The following is a 21,063-nucleotide window of genomic DNA, read 5'->3' as shown; positions in this document are numbered from 1 at the left end:
CCGGCCGTCAGCCGTAGGAGACGTTGCTGCAGATGTCGTCGTCGGCGGACCGGGCCCCGCCCACCACCTCGGCGGGCAGCCGGGCCGGGGCGCCCGCCGGCGCGGCGGCGGCCGGGGCGGGCGCGCCGGCCGCCGCCCCGGCGGCGTAGTCCAGGCCGAGCCGCACGCTGATCCCGGCCCGCGGGCCGGGGGCCACCGCGGCGCCGGGGAACAGCGCGGCGACCTTCTGCGCGTTGGTCCGCTGCCCGGCCCCGTACTCGACGGTGGTGGTCGCCGCCCGGGCGCCGCCGCGCGCGGTGGCTGTGGCGGAGACGGTGACCCGGGCCGCCCGGAGCGTCTCGGCGGCCCGGGCGGCCAGGCCGGGGGTGCCGGTGCCGTTGTGGACGGTCACCCGGATCGGCGCGCCGTCGGCGCCGAGCGTCGCGGGCGGTGACGGTGGGGACGGCGGGGAGGCCGGGGACGGTGGCGGTGGTGCGACGGCCGCGTCCGGCTGGTGGCCGGTGGCGTCCTGGCCGTCGATGGTCCGGTCGGCCTGGAGGGTCCGCCACAGGGTGTCGACCGCCGGGTGCACCAGGTCGATCCGCGCGCCGTTGTAACGCCAGGGCGTGGTCAGGAACTTGACCTCGTGCAGGTCGATGTCCTTGAACGTCAGCGCGAAGTCCACCAGCTTGGCGGCCGAGTCGAGGCCGGGGTCGACGGTCATCGACCGGGTGGCGGCGTCGGCCAGCGGCAGCAGCGTCGCGGGGTTCAGCCCCTTGCTCTTGATCCGGGCCAGCAGCGAGGCCAGGAATGCCTGCTGACGCTTCATCCGCCCGACGTCGGAGTCGTCGCCGATGCCGTGCCGCAGCCGGACGTAGTCCAGCGCCTGCTGTCCGGAGACCCGCTGGCGGCCCTTGGCCAGCGCCACCTTGCCCTTGCGGCCCAGGTTGGGGTTGATGTCGCCCTCGTGGACGGCGTTCGGCAGGCAGACGTCGACGCCGCCGACGGCGCCGGTCATCGCGGCGAAGCCGGCGAAGTTGACCTCGATGGTGTGGTCGATCCTGATGCCGGTGAGGCGCTCCACCGTGTTCTGCGTGCAGGCCGGGTTGCCGGCCTGGTAATTGCCGACCGAGAAGGCGGAGTTGAACATCTGTCCGGGCTGCTCCCGGGTCCAGGTGCCGTTCGGGAGCTTGCACCGGGGGACGGTCACCAGGGCGTCGCGCGGGATCGAGACGCCGACCGCGTGCCGGTGGTCGGCGTAGACGTGCAGCAGGATCGTGGTGTCGGAGCGGGCGCCGACCTCGTCGCCGCCGCCGAGGTCGCTGTTGCGCCCGGCGCGGGAGTCGGAGCCGATCAGCAGCAGGTTGACGGGCCGGTGGCCGTGCGCGTCGGCGGTCGGTTCGGGCGGGCGGTCGGGGGCGATGGCGTCGGGGTCGAAGGACCGGAGGTTGCCGTTCAGCCGGTAGTAGACCGCGCCGCCGGCGCCGGCCAGGGCCACCAGCAGTCCGGCCACCGACCAGGCGATCAGCCGCCGGGCGCCGCGCCGGCCGGCGTGCGGCCGGGCCTGCGGGGCGGCCCGCCGCCGGGTCGGGGCGGGGCGGCCCTGGGCGGCGCGGTTCTGCGCGCCGCGGTTCCAGGTGACCCGGTTCTGCGCGGCGCGCCGGGCCTCGGCGCGGCCGCCGCGCGGCACCGGGATCCGGCCGGGGGCGTCCTCGGGAGGGTCGGTCCGCAGACCGCCGTCGGCGCGCCGACGCCCAGCCGGATCCGGCGGGCTCTCGCCCCACTGGACTGACATGGCGCGCACCTCTCAGCGGCGGAAGCGGGCAACCCTGGGAGCATACAAACTCCTCCGGTGCCGTCCGGCCGCCGAAGACGGCCGCACCCCCGCCGACCCGCGGCTTCGCCGGGGCGGCTCACCGCAGCGTCACCCCAACGGCTGAATCCACCGGGCCGGGGAGGGCGTTCACCCGGCCGAGCCGGCGGGCGCCGCGGGGGCGGACGTCAGAGCAGTCCGGCCGGGTACAGCCGCTCCAGCACGGCCGCGACGCCGTCCTCGTCGTTGCTCAGGGTGACCTCGTCGGCCACCGCGAGCAGCTCCTGGTGCGCGTTGGCCATCGCGACGCCGTGCCGCGCCCAGCCGAACATCGGCACGTCGTTGGGCATGTCGCCGAAGGCGATGGTGTCGGTGGCCTTCACCCCGAGCCGGCGGGCGGCGATGGCCAGCCCGGTGGCCTTGGAGAGGCCGAGCGGCAGCAGCTCGACGACGCCGGCGCCGGCCATCACCACGCCGACCAGGTCGCCGGCCGCGCGGCGGGCGGCCTCGGCGAGGGCGTCGTCGGTCAGGCCGTGGTGCTGGATGTACAGCTTGCTGATCGGGGCGGTGAGCAGCTGGTCCTTGGGGGTCCGGACGACCGGCAGGTCGGAGCCGATCTGCAGCTCGTAGCCGGGACCGGCCAGGACGTCGCCGTCCAGGCCGTCCTGGTTGGCGGCGACCGCCAGCGGTCCGGTCTCCTCCTCGATCCGCTCGATCGCGAGGGCGGCCACCCGGCGGTCCAGGGTGAGCGAGGTGAGCAGCCGGTGCTCGCCCGCGTCGTAGACCTGGGCGCCCTGGCCGCAGACGGCTATGCCCCGGTAGCCGATCTCGTCGAAGACCGGGCGGGCCCAGACGGCCGAGCGGCCGGTGACGATGATGTGCACCGCCCCGGCGGCGGTGACGTCGGCCAGCGCCGCGCGGTTGCGCGCCGAGACGCTCTCGACGCTGTTCAGCAGGGTGCCGTCGAGGTCGGTGGCGACCAGCCTGAAGGGCAGGCCGCCACCGTCCAGGGGGGAGACGGGGCTGGGGCTGGTGGTGCTCATGGGCCGTGGTCTCCCGGGAGTTGCTTCGTTACTGCGTTCCGCGTCGCCGCGGTGCCGGACGGCGCCGGACGGTTCGGGCCGGCCGGCGCCGGTGCTACTTGGCCGGCGTCAGGACGGTGCGGCCGCCGAGGTAGGGGCGGAGCGCCTCGGGGACGACGACCGAGCCGTCGGCCTGCTGGTGGTTCTCCAGGATCGCCACGATGGTGCGCGGGACGGCGACCAGGGTGCCGTTCAGCGTCGCCAGCGGGCGGACCTTGCCCTCCTCGCGCATCCGGATGGCGAGGCGGCGCGACTGGTACTCGGTGGTGTTCGAGGTCGAGGTGACCTCGCGGTACTTGCCCTGGGTGGGGATCCAGGCCTCGATGTCGAACTTGCGCGCGGCCGAGGCGCCGAGGTCGCCGGAGGCGACGTCGATCACCCGGTAGGGCAGTTCGAGGGCGTTGAGGAAGTCCTTCTCCCACTGGAGCAGGCGGCGGTGCTCGTTCTCGGCGTCCTCGGGCGTGGTGAAGACGAACATCTCCACCTTCTCGAACTGGTGGACGCGGATGATGCCGCGGGTGTCCTTGCCGTAGGTGCCGGCCTCGCGGCGGAAGCAGGACGAGTAGCCGGCGTAGCGCAGCGGCAGCTTGTCGGCGTCGAGGATCTCGTCCATGTGGTACGCCGCGAGCGGGACCTCGCTGGTGCCGACCAGGTAGCGGTCGTCGCCCTCCAGGAAGTACACGTTCTCGGCGGCCTGGCCGAGGAAGCCGGTGCCGTCCATGGCCGCCGGGCGGACCAGGGCCGGGGTGATCATCGGGGTGAAGCCGGCCGCGGTGGCCTGGGCGATCGCCATGTTGACCAGGGCGAGCTCCAGCAGCGCGCCGACACCGGTCAGGTAGTACGACCGGGCACCGGCGACCTTGGCGCCGCGCTCGGTGTCGATCGCACCCAGCAGCTGGCCCAGCTCGACGTGGTCGCGGGGCTCGAAGCCCTCGGCGGCGAAGTCGCGCGGGGTGCCGATCTCCTCCAGGGTGACGAAGTCCTCCTCGCCGCCGACCGGGGCGGCCGGGTCGATGAGGTTCGCCAGCGAGCGGAGCAGCCGCTCGGCCTCCTCCTTGGCCCCGGCCTGCTCGGCGTCGGCGGCCTTGACCTCGGCGGCCAGCTCCTTGGTGCGCTGGAGCAGGGCGGCCTTCTCGTCGCCCTGGGCCTTGGCGACGAGCTTGCCGAGCGACTTCTGCTCATTGCGCAGCTCGTCGAAGCGGGTGCCCGAGGACCTGCGGCGCTCGTCGGCGGAGAGGAGGGCGTCGACCAGGTCGACGTCCTCGCCACGGACGCGCTGCGAGGCGCGCACTCGGTCAGGGTCCTCACGGAGCAGGCGAAGGTCAATCACGGGCCCAAGCCTACCGGGCGGGGACCTGTCCACCGGTACCGGATTTCCCCTGGGGATAACTCGCCCCAGCCTGTGGATAACCGCTGTGGGCAACCGTCCCGGCGCTGGTTATCCACAGGCCGGGGCCGTCGGCTGTGGATCGTGGGACGGCGCCGGTGGACGGCGCGGCGAACCGGGGAATTCAAGTTTCAAACCTGAATTGACCTTCCCGGGTGAGCGAATTGAAGCACTCGGACGGGTGATTTGCTGGCACCCGGGTGACTCTGGTCCGATTAGTCATCTCTGCGGCGCAAACCGATGATCCGACCGAAACGTGCAGTGGCTATACCGGTTTGTCGACTCGTCCCCAGGCCTGTGGATAACTCGGACCTGTGGACAGCGCCCACCCCTGTGGACAAGCCCCGCACCGGGGCGGCCGCGCTGTGGACGGCCGCCCGGCGGGGTGGAAAACGGTTCGAAAAGGACGGATGGCCGCCGAATGGCGCCCCGGTGTCCGGTCGGCTCAGATGTCCCCGCGCCCGTCCAGGCAGCGCGAGAGCCAGTCCGCGGCCGCGCCGAAATCCGCGTCCGAGGTGCCGGGCCGCTGGTGCTCCGACACCTGCCGGTCGGCGCGCGGATAGGAGCCGAGGAACCGCACCTGCGGGCAGATCCGCTTGAGGCCCATCATCGCCTCGCCCACCCGGCGGTCGCTGAGGTGCCCCTCGCAGTCGATCAGGAAGCAGTAGTTGCCCAGCCCCTCCCCGGTCGGCCGGGACTCGATCCGCATCAGGTTGACCCCGCGCACCGCGAACTCCTGGAGCAGCTCCAGCAGCGCGCCCGGGTGGTCGTCCGGCAGCCAGACCACCATCGAGGTCTTGTCCGCCCCGGTCGGCGAGGAGACCCGCCCGGGCCGGCCCACCAGCACGAACCGGGTGGTCGCGCTCTGCGCGTCCACGATGTCCTTGACCAGCGGGTCGAGGCCGTAGATCGGCGCCGCGAACTCGCCCGCGAACGCCCCGTCGTACCGGCCCTCGGCCACCAGCCGGGCGCCGTCCGCGTTCGAGGCGGCGGACTCCCAGTGCGCGTCCGGCAGGTTGGCGGCCAGCCAGCGGCGGACCTGCGCCTGGGCCACCGGGTGGCTGGTGACGGTCTTCACGTCGGCCAGCCCGGTGCCCGGCCGCACCAGCAGCGCGAAGGTGATCGGCAGCAGCACCTCGCGGTAGATCATCAGCGGCGCGCCGGACGCCAGCTCGTCGTTGGTCGCCGTGACGGCGCCCTCGACCGAGTTCTCGATCGGCACGAACGCGCCGGACGCCTCGCCGCCGCGCACCGCGTCCAGCACCAGCTGCACCGAGGACATCGGCACCAGCTCCCGGGTGGCCGCCTCCGGCAGGGTGCGCAGGGCCGCCTCGGTAAAGGTGCCCGCCGGCCCGAGGTACGTGTAGCGGGTTGCCGACATGACGCCTCCAAGGGGAACGGGACCTGTGGGAAGAACGGCGGATCGCCGAAAGGAGTCACCTTAGCCACTTCGTCCCCCGCCCGTGACCGCGTTCCGCTCCGTGGGCGGGGGAGGTACGAGTGGTGGACGGCCGGGCCGTCCCGGCAGGTCAGTCGAGCAGGCCCTGCCCGACGTAGCCGCCCTGCGGCGCGCCCGGCGGGACGGCGTACACGCCGCTCGCCTCGTGCCGCAGGAACCGGGAGAGCCCGTCGCCCCGGGCCAGCTTGCGCTGCACGGGGGTGAACCCCTTGCGCGGGTCGGCCTGGAAGGCGAGGAAGAGCAGCCCGGCGTCCGGCGAGCCGTCGGCCAGCAGCCCGTCGTGGTACGAGAACCCGCGCCGCAGCATGGCCGCCCCGCCGTTGGCGGCCGGCGCGGCGACCCGGACGTGCGCGTCCGCGGCGATGGCCGGCGACCCGTCCGGCCCCTGGGCGGCGAGGTCCACCGGCGCCCGCTCGCCCGCCCCCTCGGGTGCGCCGAGCGGGGCGCCGTCCGACTTGCGCCGCCCGATCACCCGCTCCTGGCGGTCCACCGGCAGCGCCTCCCAGTTGTCCAGCAGCATCCGGATCCGCCGGAACACCAGGAACGAGCCGCCCGTCAGCCAGTCCGGCTGCTCTCCCCGGGCGGCGACGAACACCTTGGACCCGAAGCCCTCCTCGCCGGGCCGCGGGTTGTTGGTGCCGTCGATCTGGCCCATCAGGTTGCGCCCGGTCATCGGAGCGGCGGTGGCGCCGGGCGTGCGGGCGAAGCCGGACATCTGCCAGCGCAGCGCCGCCGTGCCGGCCGCCTGGCGCTGCAGCACCCGCAGGGCGTGCACGGCCACCAGCGCGTCGTCGGCGCCGATCTGCACGAACAGGTCGCCGTCCCCGCGCGCCGGGTCCAGCGCGTCGGCCGGGAACGCGGGCAGCGGCTCCAGCCCGGCCGGGCGGCGGTCGGCCAGGCCGGCCTTGTCGAACAGGCCCGCGCCGAAGCCGAAGGTGACGGTGAGCGAGCAGGGGCCGGCGTCCAGGGCGACCTGGTTCTCGAACTCGTCGGCGGGCTCGCCCGCGGCCATCCGGGCGGCCGTCCGCGACCAGCGCCGGAGCAGGGCCCGCAGGCCGTCCCGGCCGGCCCCGGCGGCCAGGTCGAAGGCGGCCAGCTGGACCCGGGCCTGCTGGGGTTCGAGGATGCCGCCCTGGTGCTCGCCGTGGAACGGCACCCGGGCGGGACCGAGGCCGCCGGCCGGGGCCGCGGCGGGCCGCGCGCCCGGCCGGTCCACGGCCAGGGCGGTGGCGGCGCCGGCACCCGCGCCGACCACCAGGCCGGCCCCGGCGGTGCCCAGCAGGGCCCGCCGGGTCAGGCCGCCTCCGGTGTTCCCGGTGCTTCCGGCGGTGCCGTCGTGCCCGACGGCGTCGACGGTGATGTCGGTGCTGCTCTCCATCGGGGTGGTCCGCCTATCCGATCTTCAGCTGCTTGATCTCCGTGGTCTGGTCGATCTCGGAGGATCTGACCACCACCGACACCACCCAGTTCCCGGCGAGCGGCAGCTGCGCCGTCCCGGTCCAGCGGCCGGTCCCCTCGGCGGTCAGCGGGACGTCGAGCGGGCCGAGGTCGCGGTCCGGCAGGGTGAAGGCGAGCTGCACCTCCGGCACCTCGACCGGCTGCCCGTCGGCGCCGTCCAGCTTCAGGTGCACCTCGTTCGACCCGGTGCCCGCCGGGTTGAGGGTGACCGTCGCGGTGCCCTTGGCGTTCGGCGTGCGGCCCTTGGTGTCGTACGGGAGCTTGAGCTCCACGGTCCGGCCCGGAGCCGTCTGCGGGGCGGGCGCCGCGCCGCCGGCGCCGGCCGCCGGGGCGGTGGTGCCGTTCGCCGACCCGGCGCCGATCTCGTCGGCCACCCGTCCGGGCGGGGCGTTGGTGAGCAGCGTGGTGGCGACCAGGACGGCCACCGCGACGGCCGCCTCGACCAGCACCGAGCGGCGCAGCCCGGCACGGGCCGGGGTGAGCCCGCGGTCCCGGTCGGCGTTCTCCCGGGCGGCCCGCTGCCGGGCCAGCTGGGCCCGCCGCACCGGGTCGTCGGAGTCCGCGCCGCCGCCGGTGCCGGTGGTGGTGGGGCCGCCGTCCGGGCCGGCCGCGACGGCGAGCGCCGCCGGGACGACCTCGGCCGCCTCCTGCGGGGTGGCGCGCAGCCGGGCCAGCCAGCCGCGGGACAGCCAGGCGGCGCCGAGCATGACGATCACGCAGCCGGTCTTGACCAGTAGCAGCCGCCCGTACTCGGTGCCGGTCAGCGCGCCCCAGCTGCCGACGCCGCGCCAGGACTGGTAGACGCCGGTGGCGGCCAGCACCACGACGGCGCCGAAGGCGAGCTTGGAGAAGCGGTCGGCGGCGTCCGCGCCGATCCCCTCGCGCAGCCCGATCAGCAGGGCCGCCAGGCCGCCCAGCCAGAGCGCCATCGCGACCAGGTGGAGGATGCCGAGCGGCAGCGCGAGCCAGACCTGGATGCCCACCGAGGCGTGGTCGGCGCCGACCCAGGTCGCCGAGAGCGCGACGGCCAGCACCAGTCCGGCCACCCCGAGGCCCAGCCGGACCTCGCGCTGCGGGCGTTCGGCGGCGCGCCGCTCCAGCTCCCGCAGCTCGGCCTCCTCGCCGTCGGCGTCGGCGTCGTCGTCGACGGCACCGTCCGCCGCCCCGGCGGCGCGGCCGGCCGGCTGGCCGAGCTGGCCGACCAGCAGCGACAGGAACACCCCGCTCGCCGCGAGCAGCAGCAGCCGGGCGGCCAGCGCGGTGCCGATCCGCTCGTCCAGGGTGCTGCGGACCAGCGACAGGTCGAAGGCCTTGGCGATCCCCGAGCCCCGTTCGTACGGGCCGCGCAGCATCAGCACCGCGACGGTGGACACCAGCAGTGCCACCCAGCCGCTCATCAGCAGCCGCTGCACCGGGCGCCGGGCCGCCCCGGCGGGCCAGCAGAGCAGCACGAAGCCGGCCGCGCCGGCGAGCAGCGCGAACGCCCCGTACGCGACGGCCCGGCCGGTGCCGTAGAGCGCGGCGACCAGGCCGTCCGCGTCGGCGTTCTGCAGCGCGGTGGTGGAGACGGTGGTGGCCGAGGGCGCGCCGATGGAGAAGATGAACGCCCCGCCGATGGGGTGGGAGTCCTCGGAGACGGCCCGCCAGGCGACGGTGTAGGTGCCGTCGGCGAGCCCGCTGCCGAGTCCCACCCGGGCGGTGTTGTCCTTGCCGTCGGCGTGGGTGGGGCCGCCCGCGTCCACGGCCTTGCCGGCCGGGTCGAGCACCCGCACCGAGTCCGGGGAGAGCGAGACGGCCTCGCTGAAGGTCAGGGTGACGGACGGCGGCGCGGTGGGCAGGACGGCGTTCTGCGCGGGGTCGGAGGACTGCAGGGCGGCGTGCGCGGAGGCCGGTCCGGCGCCGGCGAGCAGCAGCGCGAGGACGGCGCCGAGGACGCCGAGCAGCCCGGCGATCCGCCGTCCCATCAGTCCCGGTGCGATCAGCATCGTGGGGGTCCCTTACTGCTGGCCGGGGCGGTAGGTGAGCTCCTTGACCGGCACCTTGACCGAGATGGTGCCGGTCCGGGCGAAGGTCAGGTCGAGTTCGAGTTCGTCACCGAGGGCGGGGGCCTTCTGCCATCCCATGATCATCAGATGGTTGCCGCCGCGGGCGAGCTGGAGCGCGCCGTTCGCGGGCACGTCCAGCCGCTCGACCTGCTCCATGGTGCTGGCCGTGGAGCGGTGCATGGTGACCGAGGAGGCGCCGGGGCTGGAGACCTTGACCAGCTCGTCGCCCTGGCCGCCGTCGTTGCGCACCGTCAGGTAGCCGGCCGCCATCCCGCCGGCCGGCGGCAGCGGGATGTAGGAGTCGGCGACGCTCAGCCGGGCCGGTGTGCCGGCCGCCGCGGGGGCGCCGCCGTCGCCCTGGCCGCCGGCGCCGCAGGCGACCAGGAACGCGCCGCCGCCCAGTGCCGTCGCCAGCGCCGCCCCCGCGAGGGCCGTCCGGCGGAAGCCGAGGGAGCCCTTCACGCGGCGACCCCCTTCGCGAGCAGCGGCAGGTCGTGCTCGTAGGTCTTCACCTCGGTGCCGCTCAGGTAGAGCAGGTGGGCCTTGTCGTCGGACGGCAGGAAGGCCAGCACCTGGGCGCCGTGGGTGGAGGTGACGGTGCCGTCCCCGTTGACCACCGGGTCCTCGATCAGGATGCCGAGCGACTTGGCGGCCGCCTTCACCTTCTCCAGGTCCCCGGTCAGGCCTATGAAGTCGCTGCCCATCGAGTCCAGCCAGGTGCGCAGCACCTGCGGGGTGTCGCGCTGCGGGTCGGTGGAGACGAACACGACGTTGACCTTCTCCCGCTCCTCGGGGGAGAGCTTCTTCATGGCCACGCCGATGTCGCCCATGGTGGTCGGGCAGACGTCCGGGCAGCTGGTGTAGCCGAAGAACAGCAGGGTGGTCTTGCCGTTGGTCTGCCGGCGCAGGTCGTACGGCTGCCCGGCGGTGTCGGTCAGCTGGAGGTCCGGCTTCTCGAAGTGCTTGCCGAGCACGGTGCCCTCGTAGGGCGAGTCGGACTTCTGCTGGACGACCTTGGCGGGGGAGGCGGAGCCGCCGCCGTCGGAGCCGCAGGCGGTCAGGGCGAGCGCGGAGGCCAGGGCGATGGCGACGGCGCCGGCCATCCGGACGGAACGGGGGGTGCGGGCGGTGCGGGGCATGGAGGGGGTCCGATCGTGTGCGGTGGATCACCGGCGGGGCCGCGCCCGGGACGCGGGCGGGGGCCCGCGGGGGGTGCCGGGCGCGGCGCCGCCGGTGCTGGGTCAGGAGGCCGAGCCGCCGCTCCTGCGGCGCAGGCCGACGAAGCCGACGGCGGTGCCGACCACGCCGACCACGATGCCGACGACGCCGAGCACCCGGGCGGTGGAGTCACTGGCCTTGTCGTCGGACGCGGCGCTCTCGCTCTTGCCCTCGGCCGCGTCGCCGCCGTGCCCGCCGTCGGCGGCGGCCGACGGGGAGGTGGTGGCGGTCACGCCGTGGGCGTCGCCGGAGGCCTTGGTCAGCTTCAGCACCGGGGCGGGCTTGGCCGGCTCCGGCTGGCCGTCCTTGGCCTCGTCGATCCAGCGGACGATGTCGCCGTTCTCGTAGCTCTGCAGCGCCTTGAAGACCAGGGTCTCGGTGTCGGTCGGCAGCGGGCCGAGCGAGACGCGGAACTCCTGGAACTGGCCGGGGGCGATCTTCACCCCGGCGTCGGCGGTCCAGGTGATCTTGGAGACGGCCTCGTTGACGTCGTTGCCGTGCACCTTGATCGGCTTGTCCAGCTTGGACTTCTCGACGGTGGCGGTCCAGCCCGGCAGCGGCTGGGTGCGGACCGAGGCCAGCGGGTGGTCCAGCGGGAGGTTGACCTCCAGCTTCACGGTGCCGGCGTTGTCGTTCTCGTTCGGGACCCGGAAGTCGACGGCGGTGTAGCCGCCCTGCTCGGCGCTGCCCGGGTTCACCGAGACGTGCGCGGATGCGGGGCCGGCCAGCGCCAGCACGGCGGCGGCTGCGGTGAGGGCGACGGCGGCGGTACGGCGGGCGGGAAGGGAACGCATGGGGATTGGTGTCTCCGTTCGGAGGCTCGGCGGGCAGGCCCGCTCCCGGGCACGGGAGGACCCGTGCCGCGGCGGGGCCGCGCGGCGTGGGGACGAGGTGGGGGAGGCCGCGGACCGGACGGGTCGGCGGGTACGGCTCGGCTGCCGCGTACACCCGTCCGCCGTCGGGCCGGCACCGGTGGGGGACCGGGAGGCCGGGGGCGCGGGTCAGTACGCGAGGGCCCCGAGCGGCGGGCCGCGCCGCACCACGCTGTGCCGCAGCGCGGCACCGGCCGGCAGCGGGTCGTCGCCGCCGCGGCCGGCGGACCGGCGGACCGGGCCGGCGGGCAGGCCGAACAGGCCGCGCAGCAGGACCGCGGCCAGCGCGCACGCGGTGCGCAGCGGCGCCGCCGCGTGGGTCCGGGCAGCCGTCGCGGTGATCCGCACCAGCCGCCAGAGCGCCGCCTCGCCGCGCCGCAGCCACCAGCCGGCGACCAGGGCGGCGGCCAGGTGGGCGGTCGCCATGGTCGGCGTCATCCCGAGCACCCCGCCCTGCCACCAGGGCGCGGTCGCGTACGCCTGCGGGTCCAGCCCCGCGCCGGCCACCAGCTGCTCGGCGGTCGGGCTGCCGGGCAGGCCGGCCAGGGTGCCCGGCCGGCCCTCGTTGCAGACCAGCCGGCCGGCCACCTGGGGCAGGGTCAGCGGGCCGGAGCCCGGCGGACCGCCGTGGTGGGCGCCGACCGCACCGGCGGCCGCGTGGCCGCCGTAGGAGTGGAAGAGGCAGTGCAGGCCGAACTGGCCCGCCGCCAGCGCCCCCGCGATCGCGCCGAGCGAGCGCTCCCGCCCGCCGAAGGCGGCGGCGAGCACCAGGACGGCGGCGAATCCGGTCGCGAGCGCGGGAAGGGTGACGTCCCCGCCGCCCGCCAGCGCGTGCCCGGCCGCCGCGATCAGCGTGCAGACCAGGGCGAACGGGACCGCCCGGGCAAGCCGCAGGTCCCAGGCGGCGGCCCCCACCGGCGCGTCCGGTGCGGGGGCGCCCGGGTGCGGGGCGGCGGCTGGGGCAGTCATGGCCGGGCCATCATCTCATCGCCTACCCCTCCCGGACCGGCAGGGTGGGAAATCCCTATGAATGCCCCGTTCGGCCCCGCGCACCGCCCGGTGGGCGCGCCGCCCGGCACATGCCCGTCCCCCCGTCCATCCGCCGAACGGGCGGTAGCGGACCCCCGGCACGGTTCACCTGCGCACCGTCCGGAGATACCTCGTTATATGTGGAGCCGCAGCCAGGAGGGACCTCCCGTGGACATCTGGTGGACTCTGCACCTCAAGCGCGAGCCGGCCAGCGTGCCGCTGGCCCGGCGCATACTGCTGGGCGCGATGGCGACCGCGGGCGTCGACCCGCAGATCGCCCAGGACCTCGGGGTCGCCCTCAGCGAGGCCTGCGCCAACGCCGTCGAGCACGGCGCGGGCCGTCGTCCCGACGACGGCTACCAGGTCACCGCGTCGATCAGCGGGGACCTGCTGCGGATCGAGGTGACCGACTCGGGCCCCGGCCTGCCCGGCGCCGCCGCCCCGGCGTCCGTCCGTCCGGTCCCCGCCCCGGCCCGGCCGTCCGGGCGGGCGCAGCCCCGCCCCCGCTCCCGGCGCGGCCGCCCCACCGTCCCCGGACCGCTGCCCGCCGGGCGCCGCCCGCGCCGCGACGGCCGCCCGTACGACACCCACGTCCTGCCGCCGGCCGCCGACCCGGCGCCGCTGCCCTCCCTGCGGCCGCTGGACCTCGACGCCCTGCCCGACCTCACCGCCGAGTCCGGCCGCGGCCTCTTCCTCATCCACGCGCTCACCGACCACGTCCAGCTGCGCAACCATCCGCTGCGCGGCGCGATCGTCAGCTTCGACAAGATCCTCAAGTGGCAGGACGACGCCCTGCTGCGCCGGGCCTCGTAGCGCGGTCCGGCCGTTCGGGCCGTCGGACGCGCCCTCGCGTCGTGGCGCGGCGTGGCGCGTCGTGGCGTGGCGGAAACGCGACGTCCCGCCCGGGCGGCGGTGCGCGCGGGCGGGACGGGCGGGTGGAGCGGAGGGTCAGCTACGGGCGGCCTTGCGGCGGCGGGCGATCAGCAGGGCGCCGGCGCCGAGCAGGACGGCGACGCCGCCGGTGATGGCGAGCGGCACGGTGGAGCCGTTCGCACCGGTGTTGGCGAGGTGGGTGCCGTTCGCGCCGGTGCCGTTCGAGCCGCCGGTGGTGCCGGCCGGCCGGGTGGCGCTCGGGGAGGGCGAGGTGCTCGCGGTGGCGGTGGCGGTGGCGCTCGCGGTGGTGCTCGCGGTCGCGGTGGTGCTCGGGGCGGTGGTGGCCGTCGGCGCCTTGGTCGCGGTGGAGCTCGGCGCGGTGGTGGCCGAGGGGGACGCGGTGGGCTTGTCGACGGCCTTGATGCTGGACGAGTACGAGCCGGTCAGCCGGTTGCAGGTGTACTTGACGTTCTCCGGGCCCACCCCGTACGGGAGCACCTCGGAGGCGCCGTTGAGGTCGAGGTAGAACTCCTGCCACGGCGAGTCCTCGACGGTGAGCCGGATCCTCGTGGTGATCGTCTCGTTCGGCTTGACCTGGAAGGTGCCGAGGGCCACCGAGCCGTGGTCGGCGGTCGCGTTGGCCGGCTTCCACTCGCCGTTCTGGACCTTCACCTCGGACTTGGGCCGCCAGAGGCTCTTGACCGAGTCGATCCGGTAGGTGAGCTTGAAGTCCGTCAGCGTGGTCGAGCTGGTGTTCTGGAAGGAGATCGCGATCTCCTGCGCCGTGCCGTCCTTGACGATCCTGAAGTCGGCCGGGCTGACCTGCACCGGCATCTTGACGTCGCGTTGGGACGTGCAGCCCTCGGGCAGGGTCGCCGTGGCCGAGGGGGTGGCGGTCGGGGTGGGCGTGCCGGTGGCCGTCGGCTCGGCGGTCGGGGACGGCTCGGTGGTCGCGGACGGGGTTCCGGTCGCCTCGGCGGTGGCCGACGGGGCGGCGGTCGGCTCGGCCTCGGCGGTGGCCGACGGGCTGGAGGTCGGGTCCGCGGCGAAGGCGCCGGTGGTGCCTGCCACGGTCATCCCGGTGGTCAGGACGAGCAGGGCGGCGGTGGCGGTCAGTCGGGAGGTGCGCACGATCACGGCTCCGGCGTTCGATGGTGACGACTAGTGGTGACGACTACGTTGAGGTGACGTGTGAGGGGTGCGGTCGGTTGTACGCGATCCTCGTATTTCTTTTCGGCCGCCGGTCAGTTGGGCGATCCAGCCTTGCGGCGGCGCAGCACGAGGAGCGTCCCGGCACCGGCCGCGAGCACCGCCGCGCCGGTGAGGGCGATCGGCAGCGTGGAGGAGTCGGAGCCGGTCTCGGCCAGGTGCGGTCCGCGCGCCGCGGACGGCGAGGCCGCGGCGGCCGGCTTGGCGGAGGCCGGGGTGGAGGGCTTGGCGGCGGCGGACGGGGTGCCGGCGGCACCGGCCTTGGTCAGCTTGAACTCGCCCTCGTAGAAGTTGATGTACTGCGTGCAGCCCTTCGGGTCGGGCTTGGCCGGGTGGGGCAGCACGGCGTTGTCCATGGCCGTGTCGCCGCCGCCGAAGTTGCCCGAGTACTTGGCGAGCGGTGCCTTGGCGGTGGGGGTGATGCGGAACCGGAGGGTGAGCTTCTCGCCCTTGCCGAGGCGGAAGGTGCCGGTGTCGACGGAGAAGTTGTTCAGCTGGACGGACTTCCAGTCCTGGCCGGGCGCGTGGAACTGGACGGTGACGAAGTCCTTGTCCCACGCGTGGCTTTCGACGCCGTCCTCGCGATCGAACGGGGTCAGGTAGAAGTAGGTGTGGAACTGCGTCAGCTCGACCCCGCTGAGGTTCTCCCAGGTCACGGAGGCCTCCTCGGTCGCGCCGGGGGCGAGGGTGGTGTTCCACAGCCCGGTGCCGGTGACCTTCAGCCACTCCTCGCCCCCGGCCACGCCGCCCGAGCAGTTGAAGCCCGGCGAGGTGGTCGGGACCAGGGTCGGCGGCACCGTGGGCCGGTGCGTCGGGGTCGCCGAGGGCGTGGCGGTGGCGCTCGGCGAGGCGCTCGGTGAGGCGCTCGCCGAGGGGGTGGCCGAGGGGGTGGCCGTGGTGCTCGGGGTCGCCGTGGGGGTGGGCGCACCGGTTGCGGTGTCGGTGGCCGTCGGGGTGGGCGGCACGGCGACGGCGCCGGCGGTGGCCGTGCCGGCCGTCGCGCCGAGGGTGAGCGCGAGCAGCGTGGACGCGGCCAGGAGACGGGAAGTGCGCACGATCGTGGCTCCAGCGTTCTTTGGTGAAGTGTGTCCGAAATATGGCGACTTGACGGCCGATGATGATCACCGGCGGTGTCGCAGGAGCGGCACCCTACCGAGGGGGTGCGCCGGGCTCCGCGCGGGGGTGGCCGAAAAGCATCGCCGACGCCCCGGGGCGGGCCGGGTCTGGCCGGGTCGGTGAGGAGCTTCCCGGGTCCCGGTGATGGACCCGGGAGGCGGCCCGGCGCGAGGGTGGAGGCATGACCGCCGACGCGAACTCCAGCCCGGATCCCGGCCAGTTGTCCGATGCCGCCGCCCCGCCGTACGGTGGCGGCGACCCGTACGCCGACTACCGCGCCGCCGCGTTCCCGTTCACCGCCCTGGTCGACCTCGCCGACCGCCGTCTCGGCGGCGCCGTGATCGCCGCCAACGACGAACTGTTCGCCGAACGGGAGAACCTGCTGCTGCCGCGGCCGGCCGATTTCCGCCCGCACACCTTCGGCAACAAGGGCCAGCTCATGGACGGTTGGGAGACCAGGCGGCGGCGCGGCGCCGATGCCGAGCACCCGCACCCGGCCGACGACGACCACGACTGGGCCCTGGTCCGGCTGGGCGTGCCGGGCGTGGTGCACGGCGTCGTCGTCGACACCGCGCACTTCCGGGGCAACCACCCCCGGCTGATCGCCGTCGAGGGCGCCGAACTCCCCGGCACGCCGGGCCCGGAGGAACTGCTGGCCGCAGGCGCCGCCTGGCACCCGCTGGTCCCCCGCTCCCCGGTGCGCGGCCACACCGCCAACGGCTTCGCGGTCGCCGACCGCCGCCGCGTCACCCATCTGCGGCTCAGCCAGTACCCCGACGGCGGCATCGCGCGCTTCCGGGTGCACGGCGAGGCCAGGCCCGACCCCGTCTGGCTGGCCGCGCTCGGCACCTTCGACCTGGCCGCGGCCGAGAACGGCGGCGCCGTCGAGGACGCCTCGGACCGCTTCTACTCCGCCCCGATCGGTCTCGTCCTGCCCGGCAAGTCCCGGTCGATGGGCGAGGGTTGGGAGAACCGCCGGCGCCGGGACGCGGGCCACGACTGGGTCCGGCTGCGGCTGGCCGGGCGGGGCGCGGTCCGCGCGGTGGAGATCGACACCGGCCACTACGTCGGCAACGCGCCCGGCTGGGCGGCGCTGTCGGGTCGGGACGGCCGGGACGCGCGCGGCGCGGACCCCGGGGAGTGGTTCGAACTGGTGCCGCGCGTCCGGTTGCAGCCGGACGCCGTGCACCGCCTGGTGCTCGACGCGCCGCGCCCGGCCACCCACGTCCGGCTGGACGTCTTCCCGGACGGCGGGATCGCCCGGCTGCGGCTGTGGGGCTCGCTGGTCTGAGCTGCCCCCGCCCCCGGCCTCCGCTTGCCGGGGGCGGCGGGCCGCCGGACGATGGGGGAATGATGCACCGGATGCGTGCCGAGTACGCCCCCGGCGGGGCCTGTGCCGGGGTCCGGCTGTGGCACCTGGTCCGCGGCGGCGGGAGCGTCGCGATGTGCGGGCGGGAACTGGACGCCGAGGCGCCCTCCCGGGAGGCGGTCGACTGGGGCCGCACCCCCGAACTCTGCTGCCACACCTGCGGCGCCTACCTGCTGCGCGAGGCCCCCTGGCTGGCCGACGAGCACCGGCCGCGCCCGCCCGGCGAGCAGCGGGAGACGGCCTGGCCGACGGGGTGAACGCGCCACCGGTGGTGCGGTGAACGCCCGCCCCGGGGCCGGGGCTAACGTGGTCGTCATGGAGGAATTCCTGGTCCGGCCGCGGTCGTTGACCCGTGAGGCCGCCGCGCTGCGCGCGGGCGTACCCGCCCTGGCCATCCACGTCGACCGGCTCTGCGCCCGGATCGACCGGGTGGACCCGCTGATCCACGCCTTCGTGCCGGAGCCCGGCCGCACCGACCGGCTGCACGCCGAGGCGCGGGCGCTCACCGCCCGCCACCCCGACCCGGCGCAGGCGCCGCCGCTGTACGGGGTGGCCGTGGGGGTCAAGGACATCGTGCACGTGGACGGCCTGCCCACGCACGCCGGTTCCGCGCTGCCGCCGGGCGTGCTGGGCGGGCCGCAGGCCGCCGTGGTGGACCGGCTGCGGGCGGCCGGCGCGCTGGTCGCGGGCAAGACGGTGACCGCCGAGTTCGCGGGCGGTGCCCCAGGCCCGACCCGCAATCCGCACCATCCGGGCCACACCCCGGGCGGCTCCAGCAGCGGTTCGGCGGCGGCGGTCGCGGCCGGGCTGGTGCCGCTGGCGATCGGCACCCAGACGGTCGGCTCGGTGGTCCGCCCGGCGGCCTACTGCGGGGTGGTGGGCTTCCGGCCGACGCACGGGCGGATCCCGATGGCGGGGGTGATCCCGAACGCGCCGAGCCTGGACACCCTGGGCCTGTTCACCGCCGACCTGGCGGGCGTCGCGCTGGCCGCCCCGCTGCTCTGCGACGACTGGGACGACCGGGGCGACCGGGGCGGCCGGGGAGGTGTCGGGGACGACGACGTGCCGGTGCTCGGCGTCCCGGTCGGCCCCTATCTGGAGCGGGCCCGCCCGGAGGCGGTGCGGGCCTTCCGGCGACAGCTGGAGCTGCTGTCCACTCGTGGACTGATGGTGCGCCAGCTCGATCTGCTGCCGGACTTCGCCGAGCTGGAGCGGCAGCTGCAGACGATCAACCGGTTCGAGATGGCGGCCTCCCACGCCGAGTGGTTCGACCGCTTCGGCGGCCTCTACCGGCCGGAGACGGTGGCGGGCATCCGGCACGGCCGGGGCGTCCAACCGGCCGTCTACCGGGCGGCGTTGGACTTCCGGGCGGACTTCCGCGCCCGGCTCTTCGAGCAGCGCCGGAGGGCCGGGGTGGACCTGCTGCTGGCCCCCTCGGCGACCGGCCCGGCCCCGCTCGGGCTGGACGGCACCGGCAGCGCCGTGATGTCGCTGCCGTGGAGCTGCGCCGGGCTGCCCGCGCTGAGCCTGCCCGCCGGGGTGACGGAGCGGGGCCTGCCGCTGGGCCTCCAGGTGATCGGCGAGGCCGGGGCGGACGAGCGGCTGCTCGCCCGGGCGGCGGTCCTGGAACGGGTGCTGGACACCGCCTGAGCGCGGCGGCTCAGTCCGCCCGCAGCGCGGGGGTGTCCGGGTCGGCGGCGTCCGTGCGCAGCCGGCGCAGCGCGGCGCGGTGGGCGCGCTCGTACGGGGTGTCGTCGTCGAACAGCAGGGCCTGCGGGTTGGCGTTCTCCAGCAGGGCGATCAGGGTGAACGCGATGTCCTCCGGGTCGGCGTCGGCGCGCAGTTCGCCGGTGTCGCGGGCCTCGTTCACCAGGCCGAGGACGGTGGCGTGCCACTCCCGCCAGTTGGCCGCGAGGGCGTCGCGCAGCGGGCCGGGGCGGGCGTCGTACTCGGCGTTGACCTCGTAGAAGAAGCAGCCGCCGGGGAAGACCCGGGCGCGCGAGTAGGCCAGCCAGGCCTCGCAGAGCAGGCGGATCCGGCGCAGCCCGGGGGGCTCGGCGGCGATCGGGTCGAGCACCGCGTCGGAGAAGATCCGCCGGGCGGCCCGGATCGTGGCGAGCTGGAGTTCCTCCTTGGAGCCGAAGCCGGCGAAGACCCCGCTCTTGCTGAGCCCGAGGTCGGTGGCGAGCCGGCCGATCGACAGGGCGTCCAGGCCCTCGACGGAGGCGATCTCCACGGCCCGGCGCAGGACCGTCCGGCGGGTCTCCTCGCCGCGCAGGACCCGTCCGTCCGTGGACGCGTTCGTGCTCGATCCGGCCACCGTTCACCCCAGTTCTCCGGCCTCTGTCCGTGCCGCACCGCCAGCGTAGCGGGGCGGCCGGCCGTCCAGAAAAAAGCACGAACGGTCGTGCTAATATCGTGCCCAGTTCGGCTCTTGCCCCTCGGCATCCACAGGGAGTTCCGCATGGACCCGGCCGTCGCACTGATCCGCACCACCCTGAACGCCGCCTCGCTGGCCGCCCCCGGCCTCGCCGGCCGGGCCGCGTTCGAGCTCTACCGCCACCCCCTGCGGCGCGGCCGCGTCCGCACCCGCGAACGCGCGGTGCACGACCGCGCCGCCACCCGGACGCTGCGCCACCGCGGCGAGCGGGTGGTCGTCCAGCGCTGGGGCGACGGCGACCGGCCCGTCCTGCTGATGCACGGCTGGCAGTCCCGGGCCTCCCGCTTCGCGGACTTCGTGCCCCGGCTGCGCGCTCTCGGCCTCACCGCCGTCGGCTACGACGCCCCCGGGCACGGCGACTCCGGCGGCCGGACCGCCACCGTGCTGGACCACCGTGACATCGCGCTGCGGTTGCAGGAGGAATACGGCCCGTTCGAGGCGGTGATCGCCCACTCGCTGGGCGTCAACGCGGCCTTCCTGGCGCTGCGCGAGGGGCTGCGGGCCGGCCGGCTGGCCGCCGTGGCCGGGGTCGGCGAGGTCTCCTGGCTGCCCGCCGGGTTCTGCGCCGCGCTCGGCCTGAACGCCACCGTGGAGCGGGAGTTGCGGCGCAGGGTGGAGGGCGGTGCGATGTTCCCCGGGATCGCCGACGTGCGGGCGCACTTCGACGCCACCCGCGACCCCGGGGCGATCGCCCTGCCGATCCTGGTGGCGCACGACGAGGACGACGACGTCGTCCCGTTCGACCAGGCCCGCCTGCTGCGGGCCGCGTACGGGGAGCGGCTGGAACTGCTGGCCACCCGGGGGCTGGGGCACCGGCGGATCCTCACCGAGCCGACCGTGATCGACAACGTGATCGGCTTCCTGTCCGCCGGGGCCGGGGCCGGTTCGGCTCTGGGTTCGGGTGCGGGTTCGGCTGTGGGTTCGGCGTGAGGCTGCTCGAACTGCACGCCCGCGCCCTGGAGTTGGCCGCCTCCGTGGTGGACGCCGTGCAGCCGGAGCAACTGGTGCTGCCGACGCCTTGCGCCGACTGGTCGCTGCGGCGGCTGCTGGAGCACGTGGTCGGACAGCACCGTGGCTTCGCCGCGGCCGCCGGCGGCGCCGGCCCCGATCTCGCGCTCTGGCGCGACGTCCCGGTGCACGGCGATCCGGCCGGCGCGTTCCGGCACTCGGCCGCGCGGCTGACCGCCGCCTTCGCCCTCGCCGCCGCCGCCCCGCACCCGGCCCCGCTCCGGCTGCCGGAGATCCGCGACGGCGGGCCGATCCCGTTCGACCGGGCGGTCGGCTTCCACCTGCTGGACACCCTGGTGCACGCCTGGGACGTGGCGGTCACCCTGGGCTCGCCGACCCGGCTGACGGCCGCCGTGGAGGACGATCCGGTGCTCGCCGGGGAACTGCTCGCGCTGGCCGGCGCGGTACCGGCCGCCCCGGCGGACCGGGCGCCGGGACGGGCCTTCGCCGCCGTACTGACCGCCCGGGAGTCCGCCGGGCCGTTCGAGCGCGCGCTCGCCCTGCTGGGCCGCGACACCGCCTGGGCGCTGTCGGCGCGCTGACCCGCTAGCGGCCCTCGCGCCGCTCGTCGGGGAAGCGGGGCCCGCCGATGAGGAAGAGCAGCGCGGCGGTCGGGAAGCCTAGCGCGGCGGCCAACACCACGATGAACTGCCAGAACATCCGTCGCTCCTCACCTCGGCCGGCATCCCCGCCCGTGGTCCGACGG

Annotated in this window: 19 protein-coding genes; 6 read left to right on the top strand and 13 right to left on the bottom strand. The window is 75.5% G+C overall.

Annotation, left to right across the window (positions count from 1 at the left end; genetic code table 11):
- Positions 1-7: 7 nt before the first annotated feature.
- The 10 genes from ACFZBX_RS05160 to ACFZBX_RS05115 form a co-directional block, all read right to left on the bottom strand.
- Positions 8-1,774 (bottom strand): LCP family protein, encoded by a 1,767-nt coding sequence (locus ACFZBX_RS05160; RefSeq protein ID WP_391531594.1) that lies wholly within the window; start codon positions 1,772-1,774, stop codon positions 8-10.
- A gap of 206 nt (positions 1,775-1,980) precedes the next feature.
- Positions 1,981-2,835: an HAD family hydrolase gene (locus tag ACFZBX_RS05155; RefSeq protein ID WP_391531593.1), complete on the bottom strand. Its 855-nt coding sequence runs from the start codon at positions 2,833-2,835 to the stop codon at positions 1,981-1,983.
- Between the two features lie 94 nt (positions 2,836-2,929).
- Positions 2,930-4,204 (bottom strand): serine--tRNA ligase, encoded by a 1,275-nt coding sequence (gene serS, locus ACFZBX_RS05150; protein WP_391531592.1) that lies wholly within the window; start codon positions 4,202-4,204, stop codon positions 2,930-2,932.
- Positions 4,205-4,706: 502 nt separating this feature from the next.
- Positions 4,707-5,642, bottom strand: a complete 936-nt coding sequence (gene pheA, locus ACFZBX_RS05145; protein WP_391531591.1) for a prephenate dehydratase — start codon at positions 5,640-5,642, stop codon at positions 4,707-4,709.
- A 148-nt stretch (positions 5,643-5,790) separates the two neighbouring features.
- On the bottom strand, positions 5,791-7,098 hold the full coding sequence (gene efeB / locus ACFZBX_RS05140; protein ID WP_391531590.1) for an iron uptake transporter deferrochelatase/peroxidase subunit: 1,308 nt from the start codon (positions 7,096-7,098) through the stop codon (positions 5,791-5,793).
- A gap of 13 nt (positions 7,099-7,111) precedes the next feature.
- Complete coding sequence (locus tag ACFZBX_RS05135; RefSeq protein ID WP_391531589.1) at positions 7,112-9,163, bottom strand: FixH family protein; 2,052 nt, start codon at positions 9,161-9,163, stop codon at positions 7,112-7,114.
- 12 nt (positions 9,164-9,175) lie between these two features.
- Entirely contained in the window at positions 9,176-9,685 is a 510-nt protein-coding gene (locus tag ACFZBX_RS05130; protein ID WP_391531588.1) for a copper chaperone PCu(A)C, read from the bottom strand.
- The gene (locus ACFZBX_RS05125; protein ID WP_391531587.1) at positions 9,682-10,362 is read right to left on the bottom strand and encodes an SCO family protein; all 681 of its coding nucleotides are present in this window, start codon (positions 10,360-10,362) and stop codon (positions 9,682-9,684) included. Before ACFZBX_RS05125 ends, ACFZBX_RS05130 begins: the two co-directional genes overlap by 4 nt.
- A gap of 102 nt (positions 10,363-10,464) precedes the next feature.
- Positions 10,465-11,235: a YcnI family protein gene (locus ACFZBX_RS05120; RefSeq protein WP_391531586.1), complete on the bottom strand. Its 771-nt coding sequence runs from the start codon at positions 11,233-11,235 to the stop codon at positions 10,465-10,467.
- A 207-nt stretch (positions 11,236-11,442) separates the two neighbouring features.
- A complete protein-coding gene (locus ACFZBX_RS05115; RefSeq protein ID WP_391531585.1) occupies positions 11,443-12,282 on the bottom strand; it encodes a hypothetical protein in 840 nt (279 codons plus the stop codon).
- Positions 12,283-12,510: 228 nt separating this feature from the next.
- On the opposite strand from ACFZBX_RS05115, the gene ACFZBX_RS05110 reads away from it, so the two are divergent.
- A complete protein-coding gene (locus ACFZBX_RS05110; protein ID WP_391531584.1) occupies positions 12,511-13,155 on the top strand; it encodes an ATP-binding protein in 645 nt (214 codons plus the stop codon).
- A gap of 135 nt (positions 13,156-13,290) precedes the next feature.
- On the opposite strand, the gene ACFZBX_RS05105 is transcribed toward ACFZBX_RS05110, so the two are convergent.
- Both ACFZBX_RS05105 and ACFZBX_RS05100 read right to left on the bottom strand, forming a co-directional pair.
- Complete coding sequence (locus ACFZBX_RS05105) at positions 13,291-14,346, bottom strand: LPXTG cell wall anchor domain-containing protein (RefSeq protein WP_391531583.1); 1,056 nt, start codon at positions 14,344-14,346, stop codon at positions 13,291-13,293.
- A gap of 113 nt (positions 14,347-14,459) precedes the next feature.
- On the bottom strand, positions 14,460-15,479 hold the full coding sequence (locus ACFZBX_RS05100) for an LAETG motif-containing sortase-dependent surface protein (RefSeq protein WP_391531582.1): 1,020 nt from the start codon (positions 15,477-15,479) through the stop codon (positions 14,460-14,462).
- 242 nt (positions 15,480-15,721) lie between these two features.
- On the opposite strand from ACFZBX_RS05100, the gene alc reads away from it, so the two are divergent.
- The 3 genes from alc to ACFZBX_RS05085 all read left to right on the top strand — a co-directional run bounded on the left by alc (position 15,722) and on the right by ACFZBX_RS05085 (position 18,559).
- Positions 15,722-16,831: an allantoicase gene (gene alc / locus ACFZBX_RS05095; RefSeq protein WP_391531581.1), complete on the top strand. Its 1,110-nt coding sequence runs from the start codon at positions 15,722-15,724 to the stop codon at positions 16,829-16,831.
- 71 nt (positions 16,832-16,902) lie between these two features.
- Positions 16,903-17,166 carry a hypothetical protein gene (locus ACFZBX_RS05090; protein ID WP_391531580.1) on the top strand — a complete coding sequence of 88 codons (264 nt, stop codon included), beginning with the start codon at positions 16,903-16,905 and terminating at the stop codon, positions 17,164-17,166.
- Positions 17,167-17,224: 58 nt separating this feature from the next.
- Positions 17,225-18,559, top strand: coding sequence for an amidase (locus tag ACFZBX_RS05085; RefSeq protein ID WP_391531579.1), 1,335 nt, complete (start codon positions 17,225-17,227; stop codon positions 18,557-18,559).
- Positions 18,560-18,569: 10 nt separating this feature from the next.
- Here ACFZBX_RS05085 and ACFZBX_RS05080 read toward each other — a convergent pair whose 3' ends face one another.
- Positions 18,570-19,229, bottom strand: coding sequence for a TetR/AcrR family transcriptional regulator (locus ACFZBX_RS05080; protein WP_391531578.1), 660 nt, complete (start codon positions 19,227-19,229; stop codon positions 18,570-18,572).
- 144 nt (positions 19,230-19,373) lie between these two features.
- Here ACFZBX_RS05080 and ACFZBX_RS05075 point away from each other — a divergent pair, with 144 nt between their 5' ends.
- On the top strand, positions 19,374-20,279 hold the full coding sequence (locus tag ACFZBX_RS05075) for an alpha/beta fold hydrolase (protein ID WP_391531577.1): 906 nt from the start codon (positions 19,374-19,376) through the stop codon (positions 20,277-20,279).
- On the top strand, positions 20,276-20,899 hold the full coding sequence (locus tag ACFZBX_RS05070) for a TIGR03086 family metal-binding protein (RefSeq protein WP_391531576.1): 624 nt from the start codon (positions 20,276-20,278) through the stop codon (positions 20,897-20,899). Before ACFZBX_RS05075 ends, ACFZBX_RS05070 begins: the two co-directional genes overlap by 4 nt.
- Positions 20,900-21,063 lie beyond the last annotated feature (164 nt).

It is taken from the genome of Kitasatospora sp. NPDC008115 (genome assembly GCF_042957205.1).
Classification (GTDB): Bacteria; Actinomycetota; Actinomycetes; order Streptomycetales; family Streptomycetaceae; genus Kitasatospora.
This window is presented reverse-complemented; position numbering and strand designations above follow the sequence as displayed.